General features: G+C 46.2%; 24 protein-coding genes and 1 pseudogene. 23 read left to right on the forward strand and 2 right to left on the reverse strand.

Annotation, left to right across the window (positions count from 1 at the left end; genetic code table 11):
• Positions 1-193: 193 nt before the first annotated feature.
• The 16 genes and pseudogenes from tet(O) (at position 194) to NQ560_RS03240 (ending at position 13,321) form a co-directional block, all read left to right on the forward strand.
• On the forward strand, positions 194-2,113 hold the full coding sequence (gene tet(O) / locus NQ560_RS03165; RefSeq protein WP_000691759.1) for a tetracycline resistance ribosomal protection protein Tet(O): 1,920 nt from the start codon (positions 194-196) through the stop codon (positions 2,111-2,113).
• Positions 2,114-2,167: 54 nt separating this feature from the next.
• Positions 2,168-2,338 carry a cysteine-rich KTR domain-containing protein gene (locus NQ560_RS03170; RefSeq protein WP_223213393.1) on the forward strand — a complete coding sequence of 57 codons (171 nt, stop codon included), beginning with the start codon at positions 2,168-2,170 and terminating at the stop codon, positions 2,336-2,338.
• Between the two features lie 489 nt (positions 2,339-2,827).
• Entirely contained in the window at positions 2,828-3,337 is a 510-nt protein-coding gene (locus tag NQ560_RS03175) for a sigma-70 family RNA polymerase sigma factor (protein WP_000872511.1), read from the forward strand.
• 94 nt (positions 3,338-3,431) lie between these two features.
• Positions 3,432-3,857 (forward strand): RNA polymerase sigma factor, encoded by a 426-nt coding sequence (locus NQ560_RS03180; RefSeq protein WP_000323896.1) that lies wholly within the window; start codon positions 3,432-3,434, stop codon positions 3,855-3,857.
• Positions 3,858-3,940: 83 nt separating this feature from the next.
• A complete protein-coding gene (locus NQ560_RS03185; protein ID WP_000323521.1) occupies positions 3,941-4,414 on the forward strand; it encodes a sigma factor-like helix-turn-helix DNA-binding protein in 474 nt (157 codons plus the stop codon).
• Positions 4,415-4,567: 153 nt separating this feature from the next.
• Positions 4,568-5,599, forward strand: coding sequence for an AAA family ATPase (locus tag NQ560_RS03190; RefSeq protein ID WP_001170965.1), 1,032 nt, complete (start codon positions 4,568-4,570; stop codon positions 5,597-5,599).
• Between the two features lie 518 nt (positions 5,600-6,117).
• Complete coding sequence (mobV, locus tag NQ560_RS03195; protein ID WP_001145977.1) at positions 6,118-7,083, forward strand: MobV family relaxase; 966 nt, start codon at positions 6,118-6,120, stop codon at positions 7,081-7,083.
• Positions 7,084-7,090: 7 nt separating this feature from the next.
• Positions 7,091-7,945 carry a ParB/RepB/Spo0J family partition protein gene (locus NQ560_RS03200; RefSeq protein WP_000743701.1) on the forward strand — a complete coding sequence of 285 codons (855 nt, stop codon included), beginning with the start codon at positions 7,091-7,093 and terminating at the stop codon, positions 7,943-7,945.
• A 76-nt stretch (positions 7,946-8,021) separates the two neighbouring features.
• Positions 8,022-8,252, forward strand: a complete 231-nt coding sequence (locus tag NQ560_RS03205; protein WP_000659121.1) for a YdbC family protein — start codon at positions 8,022-8,024, stop codon at positions 8,250-8,252.
• 70 nt (positions 8,253-8,322) lie between these two features.
• A complete protein-coding gene (locus NQ560_RS03210) occupies positions 8,323-8,514 on the forward strand; it encodes a hypothetical protein (protein ID WP_000503424.1) in 192 nt (63 codons plus the stop codon).
• A gap of 53 nt (positions 8,515-8,567) precedes the next feature.
• Positions 8,568-10,499, forward strand: coding sequence for a recombinase family protein (locus tag NQ560_RS03215; RefSeq protein WP_040015734.1), 1,932 nt, complete (start codon positions 8,568-8,570; stop codon positions 10,497-10,499).
• Positions 10,418-11,410, forward strand: a pseudogene (locus NQ560_RS03220) (SNF2-related protein); the annotation flags it as partial. The gene NQ560_RS03215 and the pseudogene NQ560_RS03220, both read left to right, overlap by 82 nt.
• Position 11,411: 1 nt before the next feature.
• Positions 11,412-12,230, forward strand: a complete 819-nt coding sequence (locus NQ560_RS03225; RefSeq protein WP_005335810.1) for a DUF3848 domain-containing protein — start codon at positions 11,412-11,414, stop codon at positions 12,228-12,230.
• 2 nt (positions 12,231-12,232) lie between these two features.
• Positions 12,233-12,571, forward strand: coding sequence for a plasmid mobilization protein (locus NQ560_RS03230; RefSeq protein WP_005335808.1), 339 nt, complete (start codon positions 12,233-12,235; stop codon positions 12,569-12,571).
• A gap of 151 nt (positions 12,572-12,722) precedes the next feature.
• On the forward strand, positions 12,723-13,025 hold the full coding sequence (locus tag NQ560_RS03235) for a hypothetical protein (RefSeq protein WP_005335804.1): 303 nt from the start codon (positions 12,723-12,725) through the stop codon (positions 13,023-13,025).
• Positions 13,022-13,321: a CD1845 family protein gene (locus tag NQ560_RS03240; RefSeq protein WP_005335802.1), complete on the forward strand. Its 300-nt coding sequence runs from the start codon at positions 13,022-13,024 to the stop codon at positions 13,319-13,321. Before NQ560_RS03235 ends, NQ560_RS03240 begins: the two co-directional genes overlap by 4 nt.
• A 74-nt stretch (positions 13,322-13,395) precedes the next feature.
• On the opposite strand, the gene NQ560_RS03245 is transcribed toward NQ560_RS03240, so the two are convergent.
• The gene (locus NQ560_RS03245) at positions 13,396-14,808 is read right to left on the reverse strand and encodes an ATP-binding protein (RefSeq protein WP_005335801.1); all 1,413 of its coding nucleotides are present in this window, start codon (positions 14,806-14,808) and stop codon (positions 13,396-13,398) included.
• A gap of 126 nt (positions 14,809-14,934) precedes the next feature.
• On the opposite strand from NQ560_RS03245, the gene NQ560_RS03250 reads away from it, so the two are divergent.
• Positions 14,935-16,347, forward strand: a complete 1,413-nt coding sequence (locus tag NQ560_RS03250; RefSeq protein WP_040015732.1) for a relaxase/mobilization nuclease domain-containing protein — start codon at positions 14,935-14,937, stop codon at positions 16,345-16,347.
• Positions 16,348-16,569: 222 nt separating this feature from the next.
• On the opposite strand, the gene NQ560_RS03255 is transcribed toward NQ560_RS03250, so the two are convergent.
• The gene (locus tag NQ560_RS03255; protein ID WP_005335798.1) at positions 16,570-16,926 is read right to left on the reverse strand and encodes a helix-turn-helix domain-containing protein; all 357 of its coding nucleotides are present in this window, start codon (positions 16,924-16,926) and stop codon (positions 16,570-16,572) included.
• Positions 16,927-17,088: 162 nt separating this feature from the next.
• On the opposite strand from NQ560_RS03255, the gene NQ560_RS03260 reads away from it, so the two are divergent.
• From NQ560_RS03260 to NQ560_RS03285, 6 genes are all read left to right on the forward strand, one after another.
• Complete coding sequence (locus NQ560_RS03260) at positions 17,089-17,268, forward strand: hypothetical protein (protein ID WP_005335797.1); 180 nt, start codon at positions 17,089-17,091, stop codon at positions 17,266-17,268.
• Between the two features lie 50 nt (positions 17,269-17,318).
• Positions 17,319-18,002 carry a response regulator transcription factor gene (locus tag NQ560_RS03265; protein ID WP_040015731.1) on the forward strand — a complete coding sequence of 228 codons (684 nt, stop codon included), beginning with the start codon at positions 17,319-17,321 and terminating at the stop codon, positions 18,000-18,002.
• Positions 17,999-19,030, forward strand: a complete 1,032-nt coding sequence (locus tag NQ560_RS03270; RefSeq protein ID WP_005335792.1) for a sensor histidine kinase — start codon at positions 17,999-18,001, stop codon at positions 19,028-19,030. Before NQ560_RS03265 ends, NQ560_RS03270 begins: the two co-directional genes overlap by 4 nt.
• A gap of 141 nt (positions 19,031-19,171) precedes the next feature.
• The gene (locus tag NQ560_RS03275; protein ID WP_005335790.1) at positions 19,172-19,837 is read left to right on the forward strand and encodes an ABC transporter ATP-binding protein; all 666 of its coding nucleotides are present in this window, start codon (positions 19,172-19,174) and stop codon (positions 19,835-19,837) included.
• A gap of 15 nt (positions 19,838-19,852) precedes the next feature.
• Entirely contained in the window at positions 19,853-22,363 is a 2,511-nt protein-coding gene (locus NQ560_RS03280; protein ID WP_005335788.1) for an ABC transporter permease, read from the forward strand.
• Between the two features lie 583 nt (positions 22,364-22,946).
• Positions 22,947-23,360: a sigma-70 family RNA polymerase sigma factor gene (locus NQ560_RS03285; RefSeq protein ID WP_015516006.1), complete on the forward strand. Its 414-nt coding sequence runs from the start codon at positions 22,947-22,949 to the stop codon at positions 23,358-23,360.
• Positions 23,361-23,585 lie beyond the last annotated feature (225 nt).

Below are 23,585 nucleotides of genomic sequence, written 5' to 3' on the forward strand. Positions count from 1 at the left end.
GCAGTCCCGTTTCACTTTTAATATGGGGCTTAGTTTTTTGTACCCAGTTTAAGAATACTTTTATCATGTAATTTTATATGCCCGAAAACATATAAGTGTTTTGGGGCTATTGGAGTTATTTACCCAGTGATAGGAGTATTTATCACTGGGTATTTTTATGCCCTTTTTTGGGTGTTGATAGGAGGAAAATCACATGAAAATAATTAACTTAGGCATTCTGGCTCACGTTGACGCAGGAAAGACAACATTAACGGAGAGTTTATTGTATACCAGTGGTGCAATTGCAGAACCAGGGAGCGTAGATAAAGGCACAACAAGGACAGATACAATGAATTTGGAGCGTCAAAGGGGAATCACTATCCAGACAGCAGTGACATCTTTTCAGTGGGAGGATGTAAAAGTCAACATTATAGATACGCCAGGCCATATGGATTTTTTGGCGGAAGTATACCGTTCTTTATCCGTATTAGACGGAGCAGTATTATTAGTTTCTGCAAAGGATGGCATACAGGCACAGACCCGTATACTGTTTCATGCACTACAGACAATGAAGATTCCGACAATTTTTTTCATCAATAAAATTGACCAAGAGGGGATTGATTTGCCAATGGTATATCAAGAAATGAAAGCAAAGCTTTCTTCGGAAATTATAGTGAAGCAAAAGGTTGGGCAGCATCCCCATATAAATGTAACGGACAATGACGATATGGAACAGTGGGATGCGGTAATTATGGGAAACGATGAACTATTAGAGAAATATATGTCAGGGAAACCGTTTAAAATGTCAGAACTGGAACAGGAAGAAAACAGGAGATTCCAAAACGGAACGTTATTTCCCGTTTATCACGGAAGTGCTAAAAACAATCTGGGGATTCGGCAGCTTATAGAAGTGATTGCCAGTAAGTTTTATTCATCAACGCCTGAAGGTCAATCTGAACTATGCGGGCAGGTTTTTAAGATTGAATATTCAGAGAAAAGGCGGCGTTTTGTTTATGTGCGTATATATAGCGGAACATTGCATTTGAGGGATGTTATTAAAATATCTGAAAAAGAGAAAATAAAAATCACAGAGATGTGTGTTCCGACAAACGGTGAATTATATTCATCCGATACAGCCTGCTCTGGTGATATTGTAATTTTACCAAATGATGTTTTGCAGCTAAACAGTATTTTGGGGAACGAAATGCTGTTGCCGCAGAGAAAATTTATTGAAAATCCTCTCCCTATGCTCCAAACAACGATTGCAGTAAAGAAATCTGAACAGCGGGAAATATTGCTTGGGGCACTTACAGAAATTTCAGATGGCGACCCTCTTTTAAAATATTATGTGGATACTACAACGCATGAGATTATACTTTCTTTTTTGGGGAATGTGCAGATGGAAGTCATTTGTGCCATCCTTGAGGAAAAATACCATGTGGAGGCAGAAATAAAAGAGCCTACTGTTATATATATGGAAAGACCGCTTAGAAAAGCAGAATATACCATCCACATAGAAGTCCCGCCAAATCCTTTCTGGGCTTCTGTCGGGTTGTCCATAGAGCCGCTCCCTATTGGAAGCGGAGTGCAGTATGAAAGCAGAGTTTCACTTGGATATTTAAACCAATCGTTCCAAAATGCGGTTATGGAGGGGGTTCTTTATGGCTGCGAGCAGGGGCTGTATGGATGGAAAGTGACAGACTGTAAAATCTGTTTTGAATATGGATTGTATTATAGTCCTGTAAGTACCCCCGCAGACTTTCGGCTGCTTTCCCCTATCGTATTGGAGCAGGCTTTAAAAAAAGCAGGGACAGAACTATTAGAGCCATATCTCCACTTTGAAATTTATGCACCGCAGGAATATCTCTCACGGGCGTATCATGATGCCCCAAGGTATTGTGCAGATATTGTAAGTACTCAGGTAAAGAATGACGAGGTCATTCTGAAAGGAGAAATCCCTGCCAGATGTATTCAAGAATACAGGAACGATTTAACTTATTTCACAAATGGGCAGGGAGTCTGCTTGACAGAGTTAAAAGGATACCAGCCAGCTATTGGTAAATTTATTTGCCAACCCCGCCGCCCGAATAGCCGTATAGATAAGGTTCGGCATATGTTCCACAAGTTAGCTTAACAGCTTGCAAAAGTCATATAAAATGAGATTTGAAAGGATTAGAGACTAATTATGATGAAATGCGAATGGATATTGTGTCCTGTTTGTGGGAGCAAAACCCGTAATAAAATTAGGAAGGACACTGTTTTGGAGAATTATCCCCTTTATTGTCCAAAATGCAGACAAGAAAGCTTGATTAAAGTTGACAACTTGAAGATAACTGTCATCAAAGAGCCAGACGCTTAAGACGCAGAGCCGATGAAATTGTGGAACAATTCACGAATCATCGGCTCTTTTTGTTTCGTATTTGAAAGAACAAACTCACCAAATAAAAAAAACGATATTCGGGTGGGTTATTTTGTTATACCCTAAATTACCCTCTGAATTTGTTTTTAAATTTGGAGGGATTTTTTTATGTTCTTTTTTCGGGCGGTTATTCATCTGCTCATACGAAGTAAAATTTATCAATACATAGCATATCAGAGAATGGCAGGAAACCAGTTAAAAAAATTTCTGCCAGTGCAGCGGTACTTCTCACCTTGAAAGTGGAAGTACAATCTCCATACAACAGAATTTGTATTTCCCATAACCGTGAAGGTCACAGAGCCTTTGCGGTTTTTCTTTTGTCGTTTTTTGTTGGAAAGTGCCGCAGGGCTGTTTCTGGTGTGCGTTGCCGCTCCCCGCCTCTCCATCTGGATTTTTACATTTCAAAAATTCAGATTGGAGGTATTAGCGGTGAAATACGCACCAAGAAAAGTATATATCAAAGAAAGCGGCGGCTATGTGGAACTGTCCTATACGGATTTCTGCCGCCGCAGGCAAGCCGACAAGGGATATATGGACAAGCTGTTTATCCCCGTCCAAGGTTGTCTGCTTGAAGTCGTAAGGGAGCAATATGCGGACTTCTACCGTGACAGGGAGCGGTGGCGTTACCTGCAAAAATTAGATGCGAGGAACAGCCTGCTATCTCTGGACGGATTTACGGACAGCGAGGGGAATCCTCTGGACTTTATCGCTGATGAAGCGGCGGACATTGCGGAAACCGTTGTCAATGCTGTTATGGTGGACAGGCTGAAAGCCGCCCTGCCTTTGTTGTCGGATAGTGAGCAGGAGTTGATACAGGCAATCTTTTTTGACGGACTTTCCGAGCGTGAAGTCGGGGCGAGGTTAGGCATAACCCAGAGCGTTGTGAACAAACGCAAAGCCAGAATCCTAAGAAAACTAAGAAAGATAATAGAAAATTAAAATTTAAGGCGTTCAGCCCCCTTGTTTTTTCCTTTGGGAAAATGAGGGGGCTTTTCTCTGCCCTCTCAATCAATTCTGATTGGAGGAAGAAAGAATGGCATACAACCACGGACGGGAGGACAGGAAATGGCGTATCTGGAAAGAAGCGGAGGAAAAGCTGCTGCGTGAGTGCGGCGTTGATGAAGTGACCATTGAGCAGATACGCATAGCGGACAGGGCAGACTTCAATTCCAACAGGCGGTTTTACCGATGGACGAATGACGTTGCGGAATACCTTGAGGACATGGCAGACAGGGAGCGGCAAGCGGAGGTGAATACAGTTGCGGAGTTACTGGACGAGATTGAGAGCGAAAATCTCTATCAAGTATTAGTCACGGTGGACGGGCGTACCTTGAAAATCGTCCTGCTGAAAATGCAGGGGTATTCCACAAAGGAGATTGCCCCACTTGTGCATTTGACGACTGGTGCCATCTATGCGAGGTTAGACCATCTGCGGAAGAAGCTTCGGAAAATTTTGTAAGCGTCTAATACATCCCATTATTCTGCGGGCTACTGGGTGGGGAGTGGAATCTCCCCGCTTATTTTTGGCAGGAGGAAAACGGGATGGCATATAAAGCTAAGGCGTACACGCTTCGGGAGGAATCCACGGAAAGCGGTATAAGGTATTTTATCAGTTTTAAGGACGGGCAGGGGGAACACCACGAACTGGAAGTATCCGAGCAGTTATTCTTTGAATTTCGGCAGATGGAACGCAGGAACAGGAATCTTCTCCAATGGGACGAGCGGCACAGGGAGTTTTCGGAAGTATGGGACGAAACGCTGAACAGGCGGGCGTTAAAGCTGCCTAAGAGCATTGAGGAACAAATGATTGAAGCAGAACGGGCGGAACTGCTCTGTAAGGCGGTTGACAGACTGCCAGAGATACAAAGGCGACGTTTCCTGCTCTACTACGAGTATGAGTTCAATTTTTACCAAATCGCCGCTATGGAGCATTGCACCGCTTCTGCAATACAGAAATCCGTTGCTGTTGCAAAGAAGAAAGTAAAAGCGGAAATGAGGAAATATCTCCAACCATGACCGACACCGCCCGAAAAAGAAATCTGTTTTTTATTTGTGTGGGATTGGCGGTATTACATACTCTCACTTTTTTCGTGGGAGTAAATCTATTTTTAAGGAGGTCAACGCCTATGTGCAACAAAAACAAGATAACTGCCCGAAAGGAGGAAACCCATGCAGAAGTTACAGACAGTCAACGCCGAAACGCTCCTTTATGAGCCGCTTGAGAAGCCGTCCTTTGTGGTGGACAGCCTTATCCCCACAGGCTTGTCGCTGTTCTGCGGCTCACAGAAGATAGGCAAGAGCTGGCTCATGCTGAAGCTGTGCTTATGCGTGTCGCAGGGAATCCCCTTATGGGACATGACGACAATGGAGGGCGATGTGCTTTACCTCTGCCTTGAGGACACGTTCTGCCGCATACAGGACAGGCTGTTCCGTTTGACGGACGAAGCGAGCGGGCGGCTTCATTTTGCCGTGGCAAGCTGCAAGCTGTCAGACGGTCTTATCGTGCAGCTTGAGGATTATCTGAAAGACTATCCAGACAGCAGGCTCATTGTCATTGATACCTTGCAGAAAGTCCGTACAGCTTCAAAAGACAACGCCTATGCAAGCGACTATGGGGACATCTCCCTAATCAAAGATTTTGCCGACAGGCACTCTCTGGCGGTCATTGTCGTACACCACATCCGAAAGCAGAATGACAGCGATGTGTTCAACAAGGTGTCTGGGACGACAGGCTTAACGGGGAGTGCGGACGCTACCTTTGTTCTGGAAAAGGAGAAACGGGCATCTGACACCGCCAAGCTGTATGTAACGGGCAGGGACACGCCCTATCAGGAATACACGCTCCGTTTCCGTGATTGCAGTTGGGAACTTGTGGAGAGGAAAACGCAGGAGCAGCTTGCGAAAGAAACGATACCAGATGTCCTTTTTCGGTTGGTGGATTTTATGAGGGATAAGGAAGAATGGGCAGGCACGGCAACGGAGCTGTTAGCCGCTATGGGGGAAACGGAAACCATACCCACGGTGATTACGAAATGGCTGAATGAATATCACACCACATTTTTAAGCGAGAACCGTATCTGCTACCAGTACAGCCGCAGGAAAGACGGCAGGCAGATTGCCCTTGCAAGGAGGGCGGGTGACAGCGGTGACGGCGGTGACAGCGATATTGGGATACCCCCTGTTACTGTCATTGACGCTTAAAGCCATGTAAAGTTGGCGGCTCTGCCCTGCGGGTGACAGCGGTGACGGCAGTGACAGTGATTTTAGGATACCCTGCCGCTGTCATCCCTACGGGAGAACACCCCGCAAACGCAAAATGCAGGCGTGGGATTCACCCGCCCTTTTCGGGCGTGTAAAATCACCCCTGCGGTCAGAAAAATCTCTCCGATTTTTCCGACTGCGTTTACAGGGTGTAACACACTACACTTTGCCCTGCAAAGAGCCGTGTGCCAGACGTTCCCTCTGGACTCCCTTATGGCAGGTCTTACGCCCTGCTATCCTACGCCTTGCGGCTTCGGATAAAAGAACGGCGGCATGACGGTTACAGCTCTTGCGAGGGAGTATCCCAAAAACACCGTCACCATCGTCATGACCGTCATGCAGGGGATAAGGGTGACAGTTACGGCAATCGGCAGGGGGCATCCCAAAACTGCCGTCACCACCGTCACCGCTGTCACCCAAAGGGCAGTTACCCGCCGAAGAAAGGAAGATGATGGATTATGCCCTATGCAATCCTGCGTTTCCAGAAACGCAAAGCGGGCGGCGTTGCGGCTTGCGAACGCCACAACGAGCGGAAGAAAGAAGCCTACAAAAGCAACCCAGATATCGACATGGAACGCTCTAAAAATAACTATCATCTTGTCGCACCGCCAAAGTACACCTATAAGAAAGAGATTAACCGAAAGGTAGCCGAAGCAGGGTGCAGGACAAGGAAAGACAGCGTGATGATGGTGGAAACGCTCATCACGGCTTCACCAGAATTTATGAACCAGTTACCGCCCGAAGAACAGAAAGCGTATTTTACGATGGCTCTGGATTTCATTTCGGAGCGTGTCGGGGAGCAGAATATCCTCTCCGCAGTCGTCCACATGGACGAGAGAACGCCCCATATGCACCTCTGCTTTGTGCCGATTACACCAGACAATAAGCTGTCCGCCAAAACAATTTTAGGCAATCAAAAGAGCCTGTCGGAGTGGCAGACCGCCTACCATGAGCGGATGTCCTCACGTTGGAATCAGCTTGAGAGAGGTCAATCTTCGATGGAAACCAAGCGGAAACACGTCCCCACATGGCTCTATAAGTTGGGCGGCAGGCTTGATAAGCAGTATGGGGAAATCGTGTCTGCCCTGTCCGACATCAACGCCTTTAACGCAGGGAAAAAGCGTGACAAGGCTCTGGAACTGGTTGCCGCATGGCTGCCCGAAGTGGAGAAATTCTCTAAGGAAATCGGCAGACAGCAGGCGTATATCGACAGCTTAAAGGAGCAAATCGGGCAGGAAGCCGACTATGCAGGGCGTATGCGTGATGAAAAGTACGAGCAGGAATTAAAGGTGCAGAAAGCCAACCAGAGGATATTTGAATTGCAGAGAACCAACGAGCAGATGGGGCGGCTGCTCTCAAAGATACCGCCAGAAGTGTTGGAAGAATTACAGAGAACAGGCAGAAACAAATCAAGAGAAAGGTAAAAAGTGAATGAAGAAACAGGATTTTAAGGTGTTAAAGACCAAAGATTTATACCCGTTTCCCGACAATCCGTTTCATGTTGTGGAGGATGAAACGCTGTCAGAGTTAGCGGAAAGCATCAAGGAATTTGGCATTGTCACGCCGATAATCACACGCCCGAAAGAGGACGGGAACGGTTATGAAGTGATTGCGGGGCAGCGGCGTGTCCGTGCGTCCGAACTTGCAGGTATAAATACCGTGCCTGCATTTGTCCTGCCCTTAGACCGTGACCGAGCCATCATCACCCTTGTAGACAGTAATTTACAGCGTGAAAATATCCTGCCATCGGAGCGGGCGTTTGCCTACAGGATGAAATCCGAAGCCATGAAGCGGCAGGGTTTCCGCACAGACTTAACCTCGTCACAAGTTGTGACGAAGTTGCGGACGGACGACAAAGTGGCACAGGGCTTCGGCGTGGGCAGGATGACCGTCCAGCGTTTTATCCGCCTGACGGAACTGATACCGCCGATTTTGCAGATGGTGGACGAGGGGAAAATCGCCCTCACACCTGCGGTGGAACTGTCCTTTTTGAAGAAAGACGAGCAGGAAAATCTCTTTGCCACGATGGAGAGCGAAGAAGCAACGCCCTCACTCTCACAGGCACAGCGGATGAAAAGCATGAGCCAGAGCGGGCAGCTTGACATGGATATGATATTTTCCATTATGACGGAGGAAAAGGGAAACCAGAAAGAAACCTTGAAAATCAACACAAGCAAACTGAAAAAATACTTTCCGAAGGACACAACGCCGAAGCAGATGGAGGAAACCATCATCCGACTTCTGGAACGTGAGTTGCAGAGAAAACGGAGCAGGGACAGCCGCTAACCTTCTTTTTTCGGGAAGTAAATGCAGGAATTTGGAACAGAAGAAAGACAGAATTTTAAGGAGAATGAGGTAAGGAATGAAAGAAATCCAGTATGAGATTGTAAAGGAAATCGCCGTATTGTCTGCGAGTGACAGCGGCTACACAAAGGAAATCAATCTTATTTCATGGAACGGGAGAGAGCCGAAATATGACATCCGCAGCTTTTCCCCGAACCGTGAGAAGTGCGGAAAGGGTATCACGTTGAACGCTGATGAAGCAGCGGCACTCCTTGAAGCATTACAGAAAGAAGTAAACAGCGGGGATTGATGGTATCTGATTGACAGGGCGGGGCGTTTCCAGACGTTCTCCTGCCCTGTCTGGAAAGGAAGATTTAAGTATGGGCGAGGATAGGAAAACAACTGGAAGAAGAAAGCGTATTGTGCCAAAAGGGCAAGTACAAATGATTATCAGTCGAGAATATATCGGCACACAGACCGTTGCAGAAGCGTTTGTCCCGATTATCTCCGAGGATATTCGGAAGAAGATTGCCGAGGGCGACACCTTCGACAATGAGGGGCTGTCCGCTTAGAATGTACGCAATGGAACATGAAAACGTTAGGACAGATATGGAGGTTTTACAGTATGGCAGGAATAAGAACGGAGAACAAGATTTATGAAGTCGGCATTTACTGCCGCTTATCAAAGGACGATGGCACGGATAACGAGAGTGCGAGCATTGCGACACAAAAATCCATCCTCACGGATTATGTGAAAAGGCAGGGATGGCATTTAGCAAAAACGTATGTTGACGATGGCTACTCTGGAACAAATTTCCAAAGACCAAGTTTCCAGAATATGATTAAGGACATTGAAAACGGGCTGATAAACTGCGTGATTACAAAAGATTTATCCCGTCTGGGGAGGAACTATCTTGATTGTGGGTTATATCTGGAAGTCTTTTTCCCAGAGCATAACGTGAGGTATATAGCGGTCAATGACGGCGTGGACACCTTAAACAAATCCGCTATGGACATCACGCCTTTCCGCAACATCCTAAACGAAATGTATTCTGCCGATGTGTCAGTCAAGATAAAATCGGCGTACCGTGCGAGGTTTCAGCAGGGGAAATTCATGGGAACAACAGCCCCTTATGGCTATGTCAAAGACCCTGCCGACCACAACCATCTGCTGATAGATGACAAAGTTGCCCATGTGGTAAGGGAGATATTCGACCTTGCGTTAGCGGGCAACGGCATCGCCAAAATCCGCAAGCACATCAACAAACAGCATATCCTACGCCCTGCCGCTTATGCGGTGGAGCAAGGGGCAACAGGCTATGAGCGGTACTTTGAGGATAACGAGGAAAACCGTTATATTTGGAGCGAGAACAGCGTGAGGGGCATTTTAAGAAGCCCGATATATGCGGGCAACCTTGCAGGCTACAAGCGGATTGCAGCCAACATGAAAAGCAAGAAACGCCCCTCTAAGCTGCCCGAAGAATGGGAAGTGATACCAGACACCCATGAGGGGATAGTCACGCAGGAGGAATTTGACACCGTACAGCAGCTTATGACGAGCCGCAGGCGGGAGCAGAACGCAGGGGGATTTGAGAATATCTTTTCGGGCGTTATCAAGTGTGCGGACTGCGGCTATGCGATGCGGGCGGCGAGTGCCAACAGGAGGAAACGCCCCGACATCATCGACTGCGTACAATACACCTGCAATAATTATGGCAGATATGGCAATGTTATGTGTACCGCACACAGCATTGAAGCGAGGGACTTATTCAATGCCGTCCTTGCCGACATCAACCGCTTTGCGGATATGGCGGTCAATGATGAAAAGGCGGTCAGAGCCATAGAAAGGCGGCTCACGGAAACAGACCAGAGCAGGGCGAAATCATTAGAGAAAGAAAAGAAGAAGCTGAACAAACGCCTTGCGGAGCTTGACAGGCTGTTTTCCTCTCTCTATGAGGACAAGGTAATGGAGCGTATCACGGAGCGGAATTTTGAGATGATGTCGGGGAAATACCAGAAAGAGCAGCTTGAAATTGAAGCACGGCTGAAAGAGGTAACGGAAACGCTCAATGACAGCTATGAGAAATCGCAGGGCGTGAGGGACTTTCTATCCCTAATCCGCAACTATCAGGGGCTGAAAGAGTTGGACGCAACCATCATAAACGCACTCATAGACAAGATACTTGTTTCGGAACGTGAGAAACTTGCGGACGGGACAGTAAGGCAGGAAATCAAGATTTACTATAAATTCATCGGCTTTGTCGGTGAATTACATATCACACCCACAAAGCGGTGGACGGCGTTAAAGCCTAAAAATTGTACGGTGTGCGGTGTTGAATACGTCCCCAGCTCTGGAATATCAAAGTATTGTCCCGCTTGTGCTAAGAGGATACAGAGGGAGAAATCAAACGAGAGCAAACGCAGGAGTAGGGAGAGGAACCGAAGGGCATGTATTGAACTGTCCGCAAAAAATGACCGACTGATCTTGCCCAGCGCAAGGGCCGTATCGAGCGCCAGGGTAACCAGAATCCTCTTGTCCATGTGTACCGCTATGTGACCGAAGGAACCTTTGACGCATACCTCTGGCAGACGGTGGAGAATAAGCAAAAATTCATCAGTCAGATCATGACTTCTAAATCACCAGTGCGTTCCTGCGATGATGTGGACGAAACGGCGCTTTCCTTTGCCGAGATCAAAGCCCTGTGCGCCGGAGATCCCCGCATCAAGGAGCGTATGGATTTGGATGTGGAGGTATCCCGCCTGAAGCTGATGAAAGCCGATCACCAGAGCAAGCAATATCGTCTGGAGGACCAGCTGCTCAAATACTTCCCGGAGGAGATTGAAAAGCACAAAGGCTTTATCAAGGGCTTTGAATCCGATCTGGAGGTTTTGGCAGCGCACCCGCACCCGGAGGACGGTTTTGCTGGTATGGAAATCCGCGGCGATCTGCTGACCGATAAGGAGAACGCCGGCGCAGCCCTTTTGGATGCCTGCAAGGAGGTCAAAACCTCCGATCCGGTGCAGATCGGCAGCTACCGGGGCTATGCCATATCCGTGGAATTTTCCGCATGGAAACAGGAGTATACGCTCCTGCTGAAAGGACAGATGACCCACCGGGCAACCCTTGGTACAGACCCTCGCGGAAATCTTACCCGTATCGACAATGCCCTAGCCCAGATGCCCCAGCGCCTGGAGGCGGCAAAGGCCCAGCTGGATAACCTCTATCAGCAGCAGGCTGCCGCAAAGGAGGAAGTCGGAAAGCCATTCCTTTATGAAGAAGAACTGCGAAGCAAAAATGCCCGTCTGGTGGAGCTGGATACTTTGCTCAACATCGACGGAAAGGGTCATGCCCAGCCGGAAACTGTGGTTGCCAAGAGTGCGCGGCCCTCGGTGCTAGACAGCCTGAAGCGTCCGGCGACGCCCCGCAGTACAGACAAGAAACCAAAACAGCATGAGGAGGTGCGATAACATGAATACCAATAATCTGAATACGGCCCTTTATGAAAAGATGGCCACTGAGCAGGAAAAATATAGGGACTGGTTGAAAAGCCAGCCCCCGGAAGAAGTCTTAAACCATGCCTATGAGTACACCATCCGTGAGGACATCGTGATGGCAATGGAGGAACTGGAGTTGACCGACACCCAGGCTCAGGCACTTTTGGAATCTCCCTCTCCGTTGGCGGATGTGTACCGCTATTTTGAAAAGCTGGAGACCGGCTATATGGATGTGATCCGGGACAGCATTGAGAACCGTGCCGACGATGTGTGCAGAGCTAAAGAGGAACTGCGAACAACACCGATCTATCCCCATTCAGCTGCCTATGCGAGAGAACATGGGGAGCTGGAGCAGTACCGAGCTTCCAACAATGTAAATCGCCAATGCAAGAAGTCTATTGAAGCGGCGGTGCGGGAGCACTTCGACGGAATGTATCTCAGCCACGATGCGGCAAAGGGTGTGATCGAGACCTATGGCATGGAGCGTGTGTCTATGGTTCTGTCTAACACGGTCCAGCTTCAGGACTGGGATGGGCGCTACTCCCGACGCAACAAAGAATGGGCTAAGACCATTCCTAATGATAATCCCGAAACCGTCCGTTGTGGTTATACCTTAAACAGCCACCCTGCTGTTCTGGATGGTTTTATTGATCTGGTGCGTGAAGAACAGCAGCGCAGCCGTACCCAGAGAGAAAAGCTGGAACCGTCCCGTCCCTCAGTACGGGATAAGCTCAAACAGGAACTGCCCGCCCATAAGTCTGCCGCCCCGAAAAAACGGGAGCCGGAGCGATAACCATGGCAAAGCGCAAGCGGGATGTTCCGGTTTTGTTTTGGGTGTCCGCAGAAGAACTGGAACTGATCCATCAAAAGATGCAGCAATACGGGACAGAGAATTTGAGCGCTTATCTGCGGAAAATGGCGCTGGATGGGTATGTGGTCAAGCTGGAACTGCCGGAGCTGAAGGAGTTGGTCTCCCTGATGCGCCGAAGCAGCAACAACTTGAATCAGCTGACCCGCAAAGTGCATGAGACCGGGCGGGTTTATGATGCTGACTTGGAGGATATATCCCAGCGGCAAGAACAACTGTGGGAGGGTGTGAGTCAAATCCTTACTCAGCTTTCTAAACTTTCATAACAGGGATAGATACTCCATTTGCGGAGGGAGGAACGGCATTTCTTCGCCGCACCTTCCTCCGCTTTTTCTTTTTGGCGGTATCCTTGTTTTTTGCCTGTCCGTACCGGATAATATGGGTAGAATAAAAAGTGAAGCAAAGGAGTGAAAATAGATGCTGACCTTTGAAAAGGTGCTGGAGATTTTTGCGGATTACCTGACCGCAGACGAGACCATAGAAGTTTATATCAGCCGCCACGGATGTGTAAGAGTTGAATTTGACCAAGATTTTCACTATTGCTCTGGCGAGGTGTGCCATACTCCCAAGGAACTGTTCGACCTCTTAGCCGATGATTACCGGACTTATGTGGAGATTGAACTGACCAAAGGCAGACGGGAGTTGACGGAAGATGATGAGAGACAAGCAGATGCCTTGTGCAAACGGTATCTGGAGCGTTGGAGGGAGGAACTGGAATGAAGATTTTGAAATGCCTGCTGATGATTGTAACTGCACCGGCCATTTTGGTGTTGACAATTTTTGTCTGGCTTTGTACGGGGCTGATCTACATATCCGGTCTGGTGCTTGGTCTGCTCAGCACGATAATTGCTCTGCTTGGCGTGGCTGTGCTTATTACCTATTCCCCGCAGAATGGTGCAATTTTGCTGATTATGGCATTTTTGATTAGCCCGATGGGGCTGCCGCTGGCTGCGATCTGGCTGCTGGGAAAGGTGCAGAGTTTGAAATTTGCGATCCAGGATTGGGTGTATGGGTAAATGATGTGAATATAATTTGGAATGAAAAAGAAGCAGGACAATGGGAGATGAGACCCAATGCCCTGCTTCTCTGTTTATTCGGAACGAACTGTAATATATTTTTGATTGCGACTTTTAGGTTTATCGGGAATAGTCATTTCTAATTGCCCGGATTCTAAAAGCGGATTGATATGCTTCAAGGTGAAGTTTCTTAAATCTTTGAAGCCGCAAAATACTGCAAGCTCTTTCTTGGATTTTGGTGTTGTGCAAAAAGCCAAAATCTGTTTGGATACCGTTGATAGTTCAATAACTTGGTGGGTAACTTGGTGGATAACTTGGTGGGCGTCACCCTCTAAGTTGTAGTTTACATTTTTCAAGATGACTCTGAAATCTGTCGCTGTTGAGGAAAATTCGGGCTTATATGCCTCTGTGTATCCAGGCAGCTTTTCGGTTTCACTGACGATTTTGCGTAGGCCACTTCCACGGCGTTCCATGTACTTCATGCGGTGGAACAGGTCAGCAATCACAGGGTTTCGTCGCATCGAACGGATACTGTAAATATCGTATTCCTGAATTGAGCCGCCGCCAAACATACCGCCCGGAGATGTGATTTCCACCCGATCATCAAACATATCAATATGGATTTCGCTGCCAAGTACAATATAATCACGATGGATAAGCGCATTAACAAGAGCCTCTGTCACAGCTCGTTCAGCATAATCTGGCTTGTCTACACGATACTGTGCCTCTTTGACAAAACGGACTTTGGAATTATTGCGAATAAATTCACTGCCGCTTTTCAGTAGATAAATCAGATTCCCTTCGTATTCTTTATCGTCCAGTGCATCATCAAAGATAGAGCCTTTTTCCAAGCCATTCCACCGGGTACAGAACATACGGGAGTTATAAACTGTGTGCTGATCGGTCATGAGCTTTCCGGCATTGGTCAAGACCCCATTTTTGTCAGCCAAACCGAAGGAAACATAATCGGATGGCTCAAAGCGGAGGCCGGTTCGTTCCAGATAGGTTGCCTCCAGGAGTGTGAAGCTGTAATCCTTTTTCACAGCTTCTGTTGTTAAGGTGTCAAAGGACTGATTGGTTCCCTTTAAGATCAGTTCATTTACAATGTAATCCGGGGCAATTACGCTTTCATTTCCAACACGGATATATGCTTCCATCACTCCGTCTGCCTTGTAATAATATGGGGTGCTGCGGCCGGGAGAAACCTCCAGAGCTAATAGATTTTTACCATCTTCCTGTAATGGTTTTAAGATAAACTGAGGTAATGGTGTGATACGTTCTTTGATTAAGCGGCTGATCGCTTCAGCATCCTTTTGAACATCGGACAAGCCGATAGGCTCCCGGTCATCGGAGACTCCGAAAAACAGAGTGCCGCCGATTCCATTGGAAAAGGCACTGACACTTTTTAACCAGCTTTTTGGCTTTTTTGTTTCGAGAGCAACTTTGAAATCACATTCGGTTGCTTCAGCAATGAGCTGTTCTATCATAGAAATCCCTCCTTTGAGGTTGTAGAATATTCTTTTTTATTATACCCAGCGGAGAAAGTTATTGCAACGATAGAAGCAAAGAGTTCAGCGAAAACAAAAATATTTATGAGAGGAGGACCTTCTATTATGGCAACTACAAGAATCATGCCGCTTCATGTCGGCAAAGGCCGCACAGAGAGTCGGGCAATCAGTGACATCATCGACTATGTGGCCAATCCAAAGAAAACAGATAACGGCAGGCTCATTACCGGCTATGCGTGTGACAGCCGGACTGCGGATGCGGAGTTCCTTCTGGCAAAGCGGCAGTACATTGCCGCTACCGGACGAGTGCGTGGTACAGATGATGTGATTGCCTATCATGTGCGCCAGTCCTTCCGCCCTGGTGAGATTACCCAGGAAGAAGCAAACCGGCTGGGCGTAGAATTTGCAAAGCGTTTTACTAAAGGCAATCATGCCTTTGTGGTCTGCACTCACATAGACAAGTCGCACATTCATAATCACATTATCTGGTCATCGGTCAGCTTAGAATATGACCGGAAGTTCCGAAACTTTTGGGGCAGCACCAAGGCGGTTCGTCGGCTAAGTGACACCATCTGTATTGAGAATGGACTGTCCATTGTAGAGAATCCGAAACTTCACGGAAAGAGCTATAACAAATGGCTGGGCGATCAGGCAAAGCCATCTCACCGAGAGCTGCTTCGTGTGGCGATTGACAACGCATTATCACAAAGTCCTGCTGACTTTGAAGAACTGCTGAAGCTGTTGCGAGAATATGGTTGTGAAGTCTCAAAGCGCGGAAAATCGTATCGACTGAAACTCTCTGGTTGGGAGAAAGCCGCCCGCATGGACAGTCTGGGCAAAGGATATGGATTGGAAGATTTGCGGGCAGTTCTCTTAGGGAAGAAAGCACATACCCCGCGAAAGAAAACAGTCACACAGGCAGAGCCGCCGAAGGTCAATCTGCTGGTGGACATTCAGGCAAAATTGCAGGCTGGAAAAGGTGCTGGCTATGCGCGATGGGCTAAAGTTTTCAATCTGAAGCAAATGGCGCAGACCATGAATTACCTGTCAGAGAATAACCTGCTGGAGTATGCGGTTTTGGAAGAAAAGGCTGCGGCTGCCACGGCACATCACAATGAACTTTCGGCGCACATCAAAGCGGCTGAAAAGCGCATGGCAGAGATTGCTGTTCTGCGTACTCACATCGTAAATTATGCCAAGACCCGTGAGGTCTATGTGGCATACCGCAAGGCGGGCTACTCTAAGAAATTCCGGGAGGAACATGAGGAAGAAATTCTGCTCCACCAGGCTGCTAAGAATGCCTTTGATGAGATGGGCGTCAAGAAGCTGCCAAAGGTCAAAGAGTTACAGACAGAGTACGCAAAATTGCTGGAAGAAAAGAAAAAGACTTATTCCGAGTATCGGCGCTCCCGTGAAGAAATGAGGGAGCTTTTGACTGCAAAAGCGAATGTAGATCGAGTGCTGAAAATGGAGGTAGAACAGGATGTTGAAAAAGAAAAAGACCACGGCCAGCGGTAAGCTGGTCCTGGTCAAAAGCGTTCGCAGAACGCGCAGCCACAGAATGAAATTCTGTGTTCAAAGGGGCTTGGGGGCGCTGCCCTCAACAAGCAAGCGGAGAGGAAAATCACGGAGGGATTTTCTTCTCTGCGGGCCTGTGTGTATTAACACAGGCATTGCTTGCCTCTTTTCTCCGAAAATGAAAAGAACCAGTGAGAGAATCGTTAAATTTCACTCACTGGCTCAATTCGTTTCAAATTTTTTTGACAACTCTGTCAGTTCTTTCACCGTTTCCTGGGTGTGATGCAGCAGGGTGTCACGCATTTCTGGCGGACAGCTGGAATAAAGCATTTTCATCTGATTGACACCTTCATCCTCCAGAGAAACATCTGGATTTATAAGTGTATCTAAAGAGATATGCAGGACCTTGGCCAATGCTCTCAAAATCAAATAAGAAGGATTCATTTTCCCCTTTTCGATATTGGCGATTTGCTTTACAGAAACATGGCTCAAATCAGATAGCTCCTGTTGTGTTAGCTCTTTATTCTTTCGGGCTTCCCGCATTTTCTGCCCTAAAGCAGTTAAATCATCAATCGGCATAATCGTTCACCTCAATAACATTGTATCGTTCTGGTTTATGCAAAGGAATAACCTAATTATGCCTGATGAACGGTAAGATTATGCTGATTTTTGTAGAGTAATAGGTAGGGATAAACTTGTATTCTTCGAGAAGACGAAATATAATATTTTAGGAGGTGCAAAATGGACTACATAACATTAAAAGAGGCAAGCCAAAAATGGAATGTTACGCCGCGCCAGATAAATTATTTGTGTACATCTGGGCGCATCCCCGGTGCTGTAAAAATGGCGACGATTTGGCTTATTCCTAAAAATGCAGAGAAGCCAGTAGACAGGCGGAGAAAAGAAAACAAATCTCAGTGAGGTTTCTGTGACATTTGGGTGATACACTGAAAATGAAGGAGTGTGATACCATGCGAATTTTAGTAGTCGAGGATGATCGACTTTTGAATAATACTTTATGCTATAACTTGAATACTGCGGGCTATACGGTTGATTCTGCACTGACAAAATCAGTGGCCAGTAGTTTCTTGACAAAGCAGGACTATGACCTGATTGTGCTGGATGTAAATTTGCCGGACGGGAACGGTTTTGACTTCTGCCGGGAAATAAAAGAGCGTCGCCCTGATACCGTTATTATTTTTCTGACCGCAAATGATATGGAAAGCGATATGCTCAAAGGGTATGAACTGGGCGCAGAGGATTATGTGACAAAACCTTTCCCTATGAGCGTCTTTCAAAAGAAATTAGCGGTAGTGCTGGGTAGGCTGACAAAACAATATGGTGGTGATACTTATGAGGATGGCACACTGACCATCAATTTTTCAGAAATGAGTGCTACTCTATCAGGAAAGCCACTTACATTCACCCCACTGGAATATCGACTTTTGAAAATCCTGATGAAAAATCCGCAGATTGTTTTGACCCGGCAAGTCTTGTTGGAAAAGCTGTGGGACGCAGACGAAAATTTTGTGGATGAACACGCTCTGACTGCGGCGATCAGCCGGGTACGAAACAAAATCGAAACACCTGACCGTCAGTATATCAAAACGGTATATGGTATGGGCTATATGTGGATCGGAGGAGCGCTGAAATGAATGTGCGAAAACTTTCCGTCAACAAAGCCTGTATCTTTTTTGCTGTTCTCCTGCTGGTGGCAATGGGGACGGTTTCAGCAGCTTTGTATGGGCTGACCCCAAATATAACCGCTGTCTGGTATGTATTATTGTTCGGCATTTTTGTGCTGGTTTGCGCTGTTTGTTTTATGGTGCTGGTTCGCCGCAAACTGGCAATGTTCTCCGATGCTTTTTGCAGTTTAATGGATGATATGTTATCCGGGAATATGCAGCCGAAACAGACTGTGGAAGAAGAAAGTCTTTTCTATAAAATTGAATATCGGCTGAACCGTTTATATGAAGTCATGCAGGAAAACAAGAACGGCATTGCACAAGAGCGGGCTGACCTGCAAGAACTGATTTCCGACATCTCCCATCAGGTCAAGACCCCGATTGCGAACTTGAAAATGATTAACAGCACTCTGCTTGAAAATGAAGTCCCTGTGCAAAAACAAAAAGAGTTTCTAACGGCACAGGCCAGCCAGCTTGATAAACTGGATTTTCTCATGCAGGCTATGATTAAAACCTCTCGTTTGGAAACAGGTGTTATTTCTCTGGAAAAGAAAAGCCAGCCGCTTTATGACACGCTTGCCGCCGCATTGGGAGGTATTCTTCTGAACGCCGAGAAAAAACAGATCAATGTTCAAGTGGACTGCCCGGAGAACTTGGTCGTTTCCCATGACAGAAAATGGACAGGTGAAGCATTGTTCAATATTTTGGACAATGCGGTGAAATATACGCCGGAGGGCGGTCAAATCCGTGTTTCGGTTGAAAGTTGGGAAATGTATGTGAAAATCGACATTGCAGATACAGGCATTGGCATTTCAGAACAGCATCAGGGAGCAATTTTCAAGCGTTTCTATCGAGAGGACATCGTACATGATGTAGATGGAATTGGTATTGGTCTATATCTGGCTCGTGAGATCGTAACCTTGCAAGGCGGTTATATCCGGGTAACATCCGAGGTTGGGAGGGGTTCAACTTTTTCCGTCTTTCTGCCTCGACAATAAAATAAGTACGCTAAAAAACAAAATGTCACAGACCTATGACATTTGAGATTTAATTAAACAGAGGTATTTTGTTTCCCGTGACATTTCTGTGAGGTTTACCTTTTATGATAGAGCCATCAAAAAGAAAGGGTGGTGTTCTATATGAACATATTACAAACGACAGATTTGAAGAAATATTACGGCACCGAACCGAACATTACAAAAGCATTGGATGGCGTGACCCTATCCATTGAGGAAGGTGAATTTGTTGCCATTGTTGGTACTTCCGGCAGCGGTAAGTCTACTTTGCTGAACATGATGGGCGGGTTAGATACGCCAACTTCCGGCAGTATTAAAGTAAAAGGGAAAGAATTATCGAAACTCAAGGATGAACAGCTTACCATCTTCCGCAGACGTAACATCGGGTTTATCTTTCAGAATTACAATCTTGTTCCTGTGCTGAATGTCTATGAAAATATTGTCCTGCCGGTGGAGCTGGATGGTGATACCGTGGACAAGCGGTTTATGGATGAGGTAGTGAAAATGCTGGCTCTCGATGGGAAGCTGAACAGTATGCCTAACAATCTGTCCGGCGGCCAGCAGCAGCGTGTAGCGATTGCCCGCGCCCTTGTTTCCAAACCAGCTATTATACTTGCAGATGAACCGACAGGCAATTTGGATAGCCGGACAAGTAGTGATGTTCTTGGTTTGCTGAAAGTTACAAGTCAGAAGTTCCATCAAACGCTTGTAATGATTACCCATAACAATGAAATTGCCCAGCTTGCCGACCGAATTATCCGTATTGAGGACGGAAAAATCGCACAGTGACAGGGGGTGACATTGATGGATGATATTTTATTTGGGAACAATAATCAGGCAACAATCAATCGTCTTGCCAAAAGAAGCTACCGCGCTAATAAGCAGAGAAATGTTTTCGTTACCATCGCATTATTCTTGACCGCCTTTATGATTACATCTGTATTTAGTTTGGGGTGCAGTTATTTTGAAACCTATCAAATGCAGCAAATTCGTGCGATGGGCACGACTGCGGATGTGGCAATTACAAGTCTCTCAGAAGAACAATATGAAGAATTGAGCCGATCCAGCTTGGTATCCGTAGTTGGTGTCAGTCAGAGATTGGGCAGCATTGATACATCTGGAATGGACGATGCCCTGCTGAGTATTACTTGGATAGACGAAACAGAATGGCAAGAACACCGTGTACCAACAATTTCGGATATACACGGAGATTATCCGCAAGCAAAAAATGAAATTATGCTCCCTACATGGGCTTTGCGTGCAATGGGGATTGATGATCCACAGATAGGGATGAATATTTCCCTTTCCTATCAACTCGGAACAGATTATCAATATATCTCCGATGAATTTGTTTTGTCGGGCTATTATACAGATTATTCGGCTTCACGTGCAGGCAACCGTGGTGCCGCTTATGTTTCGGAGCTTTTTGCAACACAAACAGGGCTTCCCTTTGATAGTGTGTCTACCGCAATGATTTCTTTTTCTGATGACAGTAATGCCCTGCGATCCTGTGAAAAACTAAAACGGAAGATTTCGTTTACAGAAAGTCAGTCCTTTGAAATTGTACCTATTGCTCAGAGCAATTCCACCACCATTGTTCTTCCACTGGCTGCTATTATCGTCTTTATCATTATCAGCGGCTATTTGCTGATTTATAACATTCTGTATATCTCAATTTCAAGAGATACACAATTCTATGGACAGCTTAAAACGATAGGCACGACAAAAAGACAAATCAAGCGGATCGTGCGTTCTCAAATATTCAGAACGGCGGTGATCGGTATTCCCAGCGGCCTGATTGTCGGTGGTATTGTTTCGCTTGGACTTGTTCCGTTTGCCATGAATATGATGTACTCAAGCGATACAGACCTTGGGGAGATAGTGTCCTTTTCCCCCATTATTTTTGCGGGTGCCGCAATCTTCACATTTTTTACTGCAATCATCGGCAGCATGAAACCAGCGAAAATAGCTGCAAGTATTTCTCCTGTTGCGGCTTCACGCTATACGGAGGCAAATACAAGGAGTTACCGAGATCATAAGAGCCATAGAACAAAATTATCTCGGATGGCACGAGATAATATTTTTAGAAACCCTAAAAGCGCTTTCCTTACTTTTGCGTCCTTATTTTTAGGCTTAATATTGTTTTTGGTTTCTGCTGGTCTACTATCAAGCCTAAGTCCCGACAATTTTGTAAATCAATGGGGAGAAAGTGATTTCGCATTGACTTACAGCATTTCCGAAGAAGGAAACCTGCTCTCTGATGAAATGTTGCAGCAAATTGAAACAATGCAGGGAATTGAAAATCTGCGCGTCACTTATTCTGCTTCACCGTGGCCCACTATGGATGTCATTTACGACGAAAATGTATTCGGGAAATATATTGATTCCTTGGATGGCGTATCAGGTCTTGATTTTTCAAATGCGGAAACACGAAAAAACTATACAGATAATTTTTGGAGCGGCGTTTACGGAATAGATTCCAGATATATCGAAGAACTTAATAAAACGCTTGATAAGCCTATTGACTTAACCGCCTTTGAAAAGGGAGAGTTGGTGGTTTTGTCCGCTATGACGGATGATGAGGGAAACCTATTGATTCAGCCAGGGCAAGCAATCACCGTTGTCGGTGAGTCCGGGGAACAGGTCTTTACAGTGGCAACTGGCTTTCTGGACGCTGATTTTCAGAGTGGTCGAGGAAATGAGAGAGGTACTGCCCCTGATTTGTATATCAGTAAGCAGGCAATAGAGAAGTTGTCTGGAGAAACCAAAATCTTTCGGATTGCTTTTGATACGATTGATAGCAGTTATGACAAAGGGATTATGGAGCAGCTTCAATCCATTACTGCTTCGTCACCGGGCATTACGATTCTGTCACGATATGAAAAGCAGCAAGAAATGGCCGGATATTTGCTGACCTCAAGGATTATAGCCGCAGGGTTGTCCGCTGTATTTTTGCTGATAGGAATTATGAATTTCATTAACACAATGGTTGTTAGTGTAAATACTCGGAAACATGAATTTGCAACACTTGAAAGTATAGGAATGACGAAAAAGCAAATTAGAAATGTATTGCTTTGGGAAGGCGTGTATTATTGGAGTATTTCTTTCCTACTGCTTGCCACACTGGGAACAGCGATATATATTCCAATATACTCAGCCTTTAGAAGAATGGTTCCTTATGCAGCTTTTCACTATCCTGTAATTTCTCTGTTGGTTGTCGCAGCTATTGTTTTGCTGGTCTGCTTGGCAACCCCCGTCATAACTTTCATGCAAAATGTTAAGCAAAGCGTTGTAGAGAGACTGCGGCAGAATTAAATATTTGCGATGAAAACCGGGAGATTATTCTCCCGGTTTTTCAAATCTCACAGGTTCGTGAGATTTCAGCCCATTATTCTGTCGAAACAGCGTGTGTCAGTGACATTTCTGTGAGGATTGCTTGTTAAGATAAGCGCAAAAGGAACAAGCTGCCGCACGACGGCAAAAGAAAAAAAGCCGTCGTACAGCAGCCTATCAACACGCCCATTTGAAACGGCGGCTTTGATTTTCAGAGCCGCCGTTTCTTTGCGATTGCACAAACCAATGACGACTTGCAGGGACACGGTAGCCGATTGGAGGTTAATTTACCGTGTCCCGTTTGCTTTTTCAAAGCTCACATGATCTACATCAGTTAAAAAAAGCATTGCTCCTCCTCCGGGCAAGTATAATATTGTATCGGCATTATCGTTCTATGTAATTCGGTATAATAATGGCTGTTCTTGGCGCGCCAGTTTTCCCCCACGGAAATCTGGCGTTTTTTGTTGCCATTTTTTCGGAGATGACCCGGTTGTCTGCCGGTGTCGGTCTCCACCTCCATTCGATTCACCCGTCAATCACCCGTGAATCGAAATGGAGGTACATAATGAAGAAAATTAACCTTCGGGAACTTTATCCTGATGTTTATACAACAGACTTTTTTGTAGATGTGACAGAGGAAGTAATGGAGACTATTCGAGCAGCTGAACGTGCGGAGGCTGCGTATGAGCGAAAGATGTATCGTTATAAAGCACAGTATTCTCTGGATTGCGAGAATGGCATTGAAAATGCGGTGTTGTTGAAGCCGCAGACACCGGAGATGGTTCTGGAGGAAAAACAGTTTCAGGAGCAGGTCTATGCCGCTGTGATGAAGCTGCCGGAGAAACAGGCAAAGAGGATTTATGCCCGATACTATCTGGGAATGACGGTAAATAAAATTGCCGAAGTAGAAGGTGTAGACCCAAGCCGTGTCCGAGACAGTATCCGCCGTGGATTAAAGCAGCTTGTAAAATATTTTTGATAAAATTTCATTTGATACGCCTGTTTTTTGCCTTTTTTGTCAGTGTTAATAAGAAGGACAAGTTTTCCTCCTTCATCAGTACATTGACAATCGAATAGACAGCACAACAGGTACATAACCCATGTACGAGCGAATATGAAACGCCGCGAAGATGGAGCAGTCAGGGAGGTGATGAAAGAACTGCTTCGGAGCGATCTACGATTTCATAAAACGGATTGTGGCAGA

Origin of the sequence: Dorea formicigenerans (assembly GCF_025150245.1) — a bacterium.
In the GTDB taxonomy this organism is placed as follows: domain Bacteria; phylum Bacillota; class Clostridia; order Lachnospirales; family Lachnospiraceae; genus Dorea; species Dorea formicigenerans.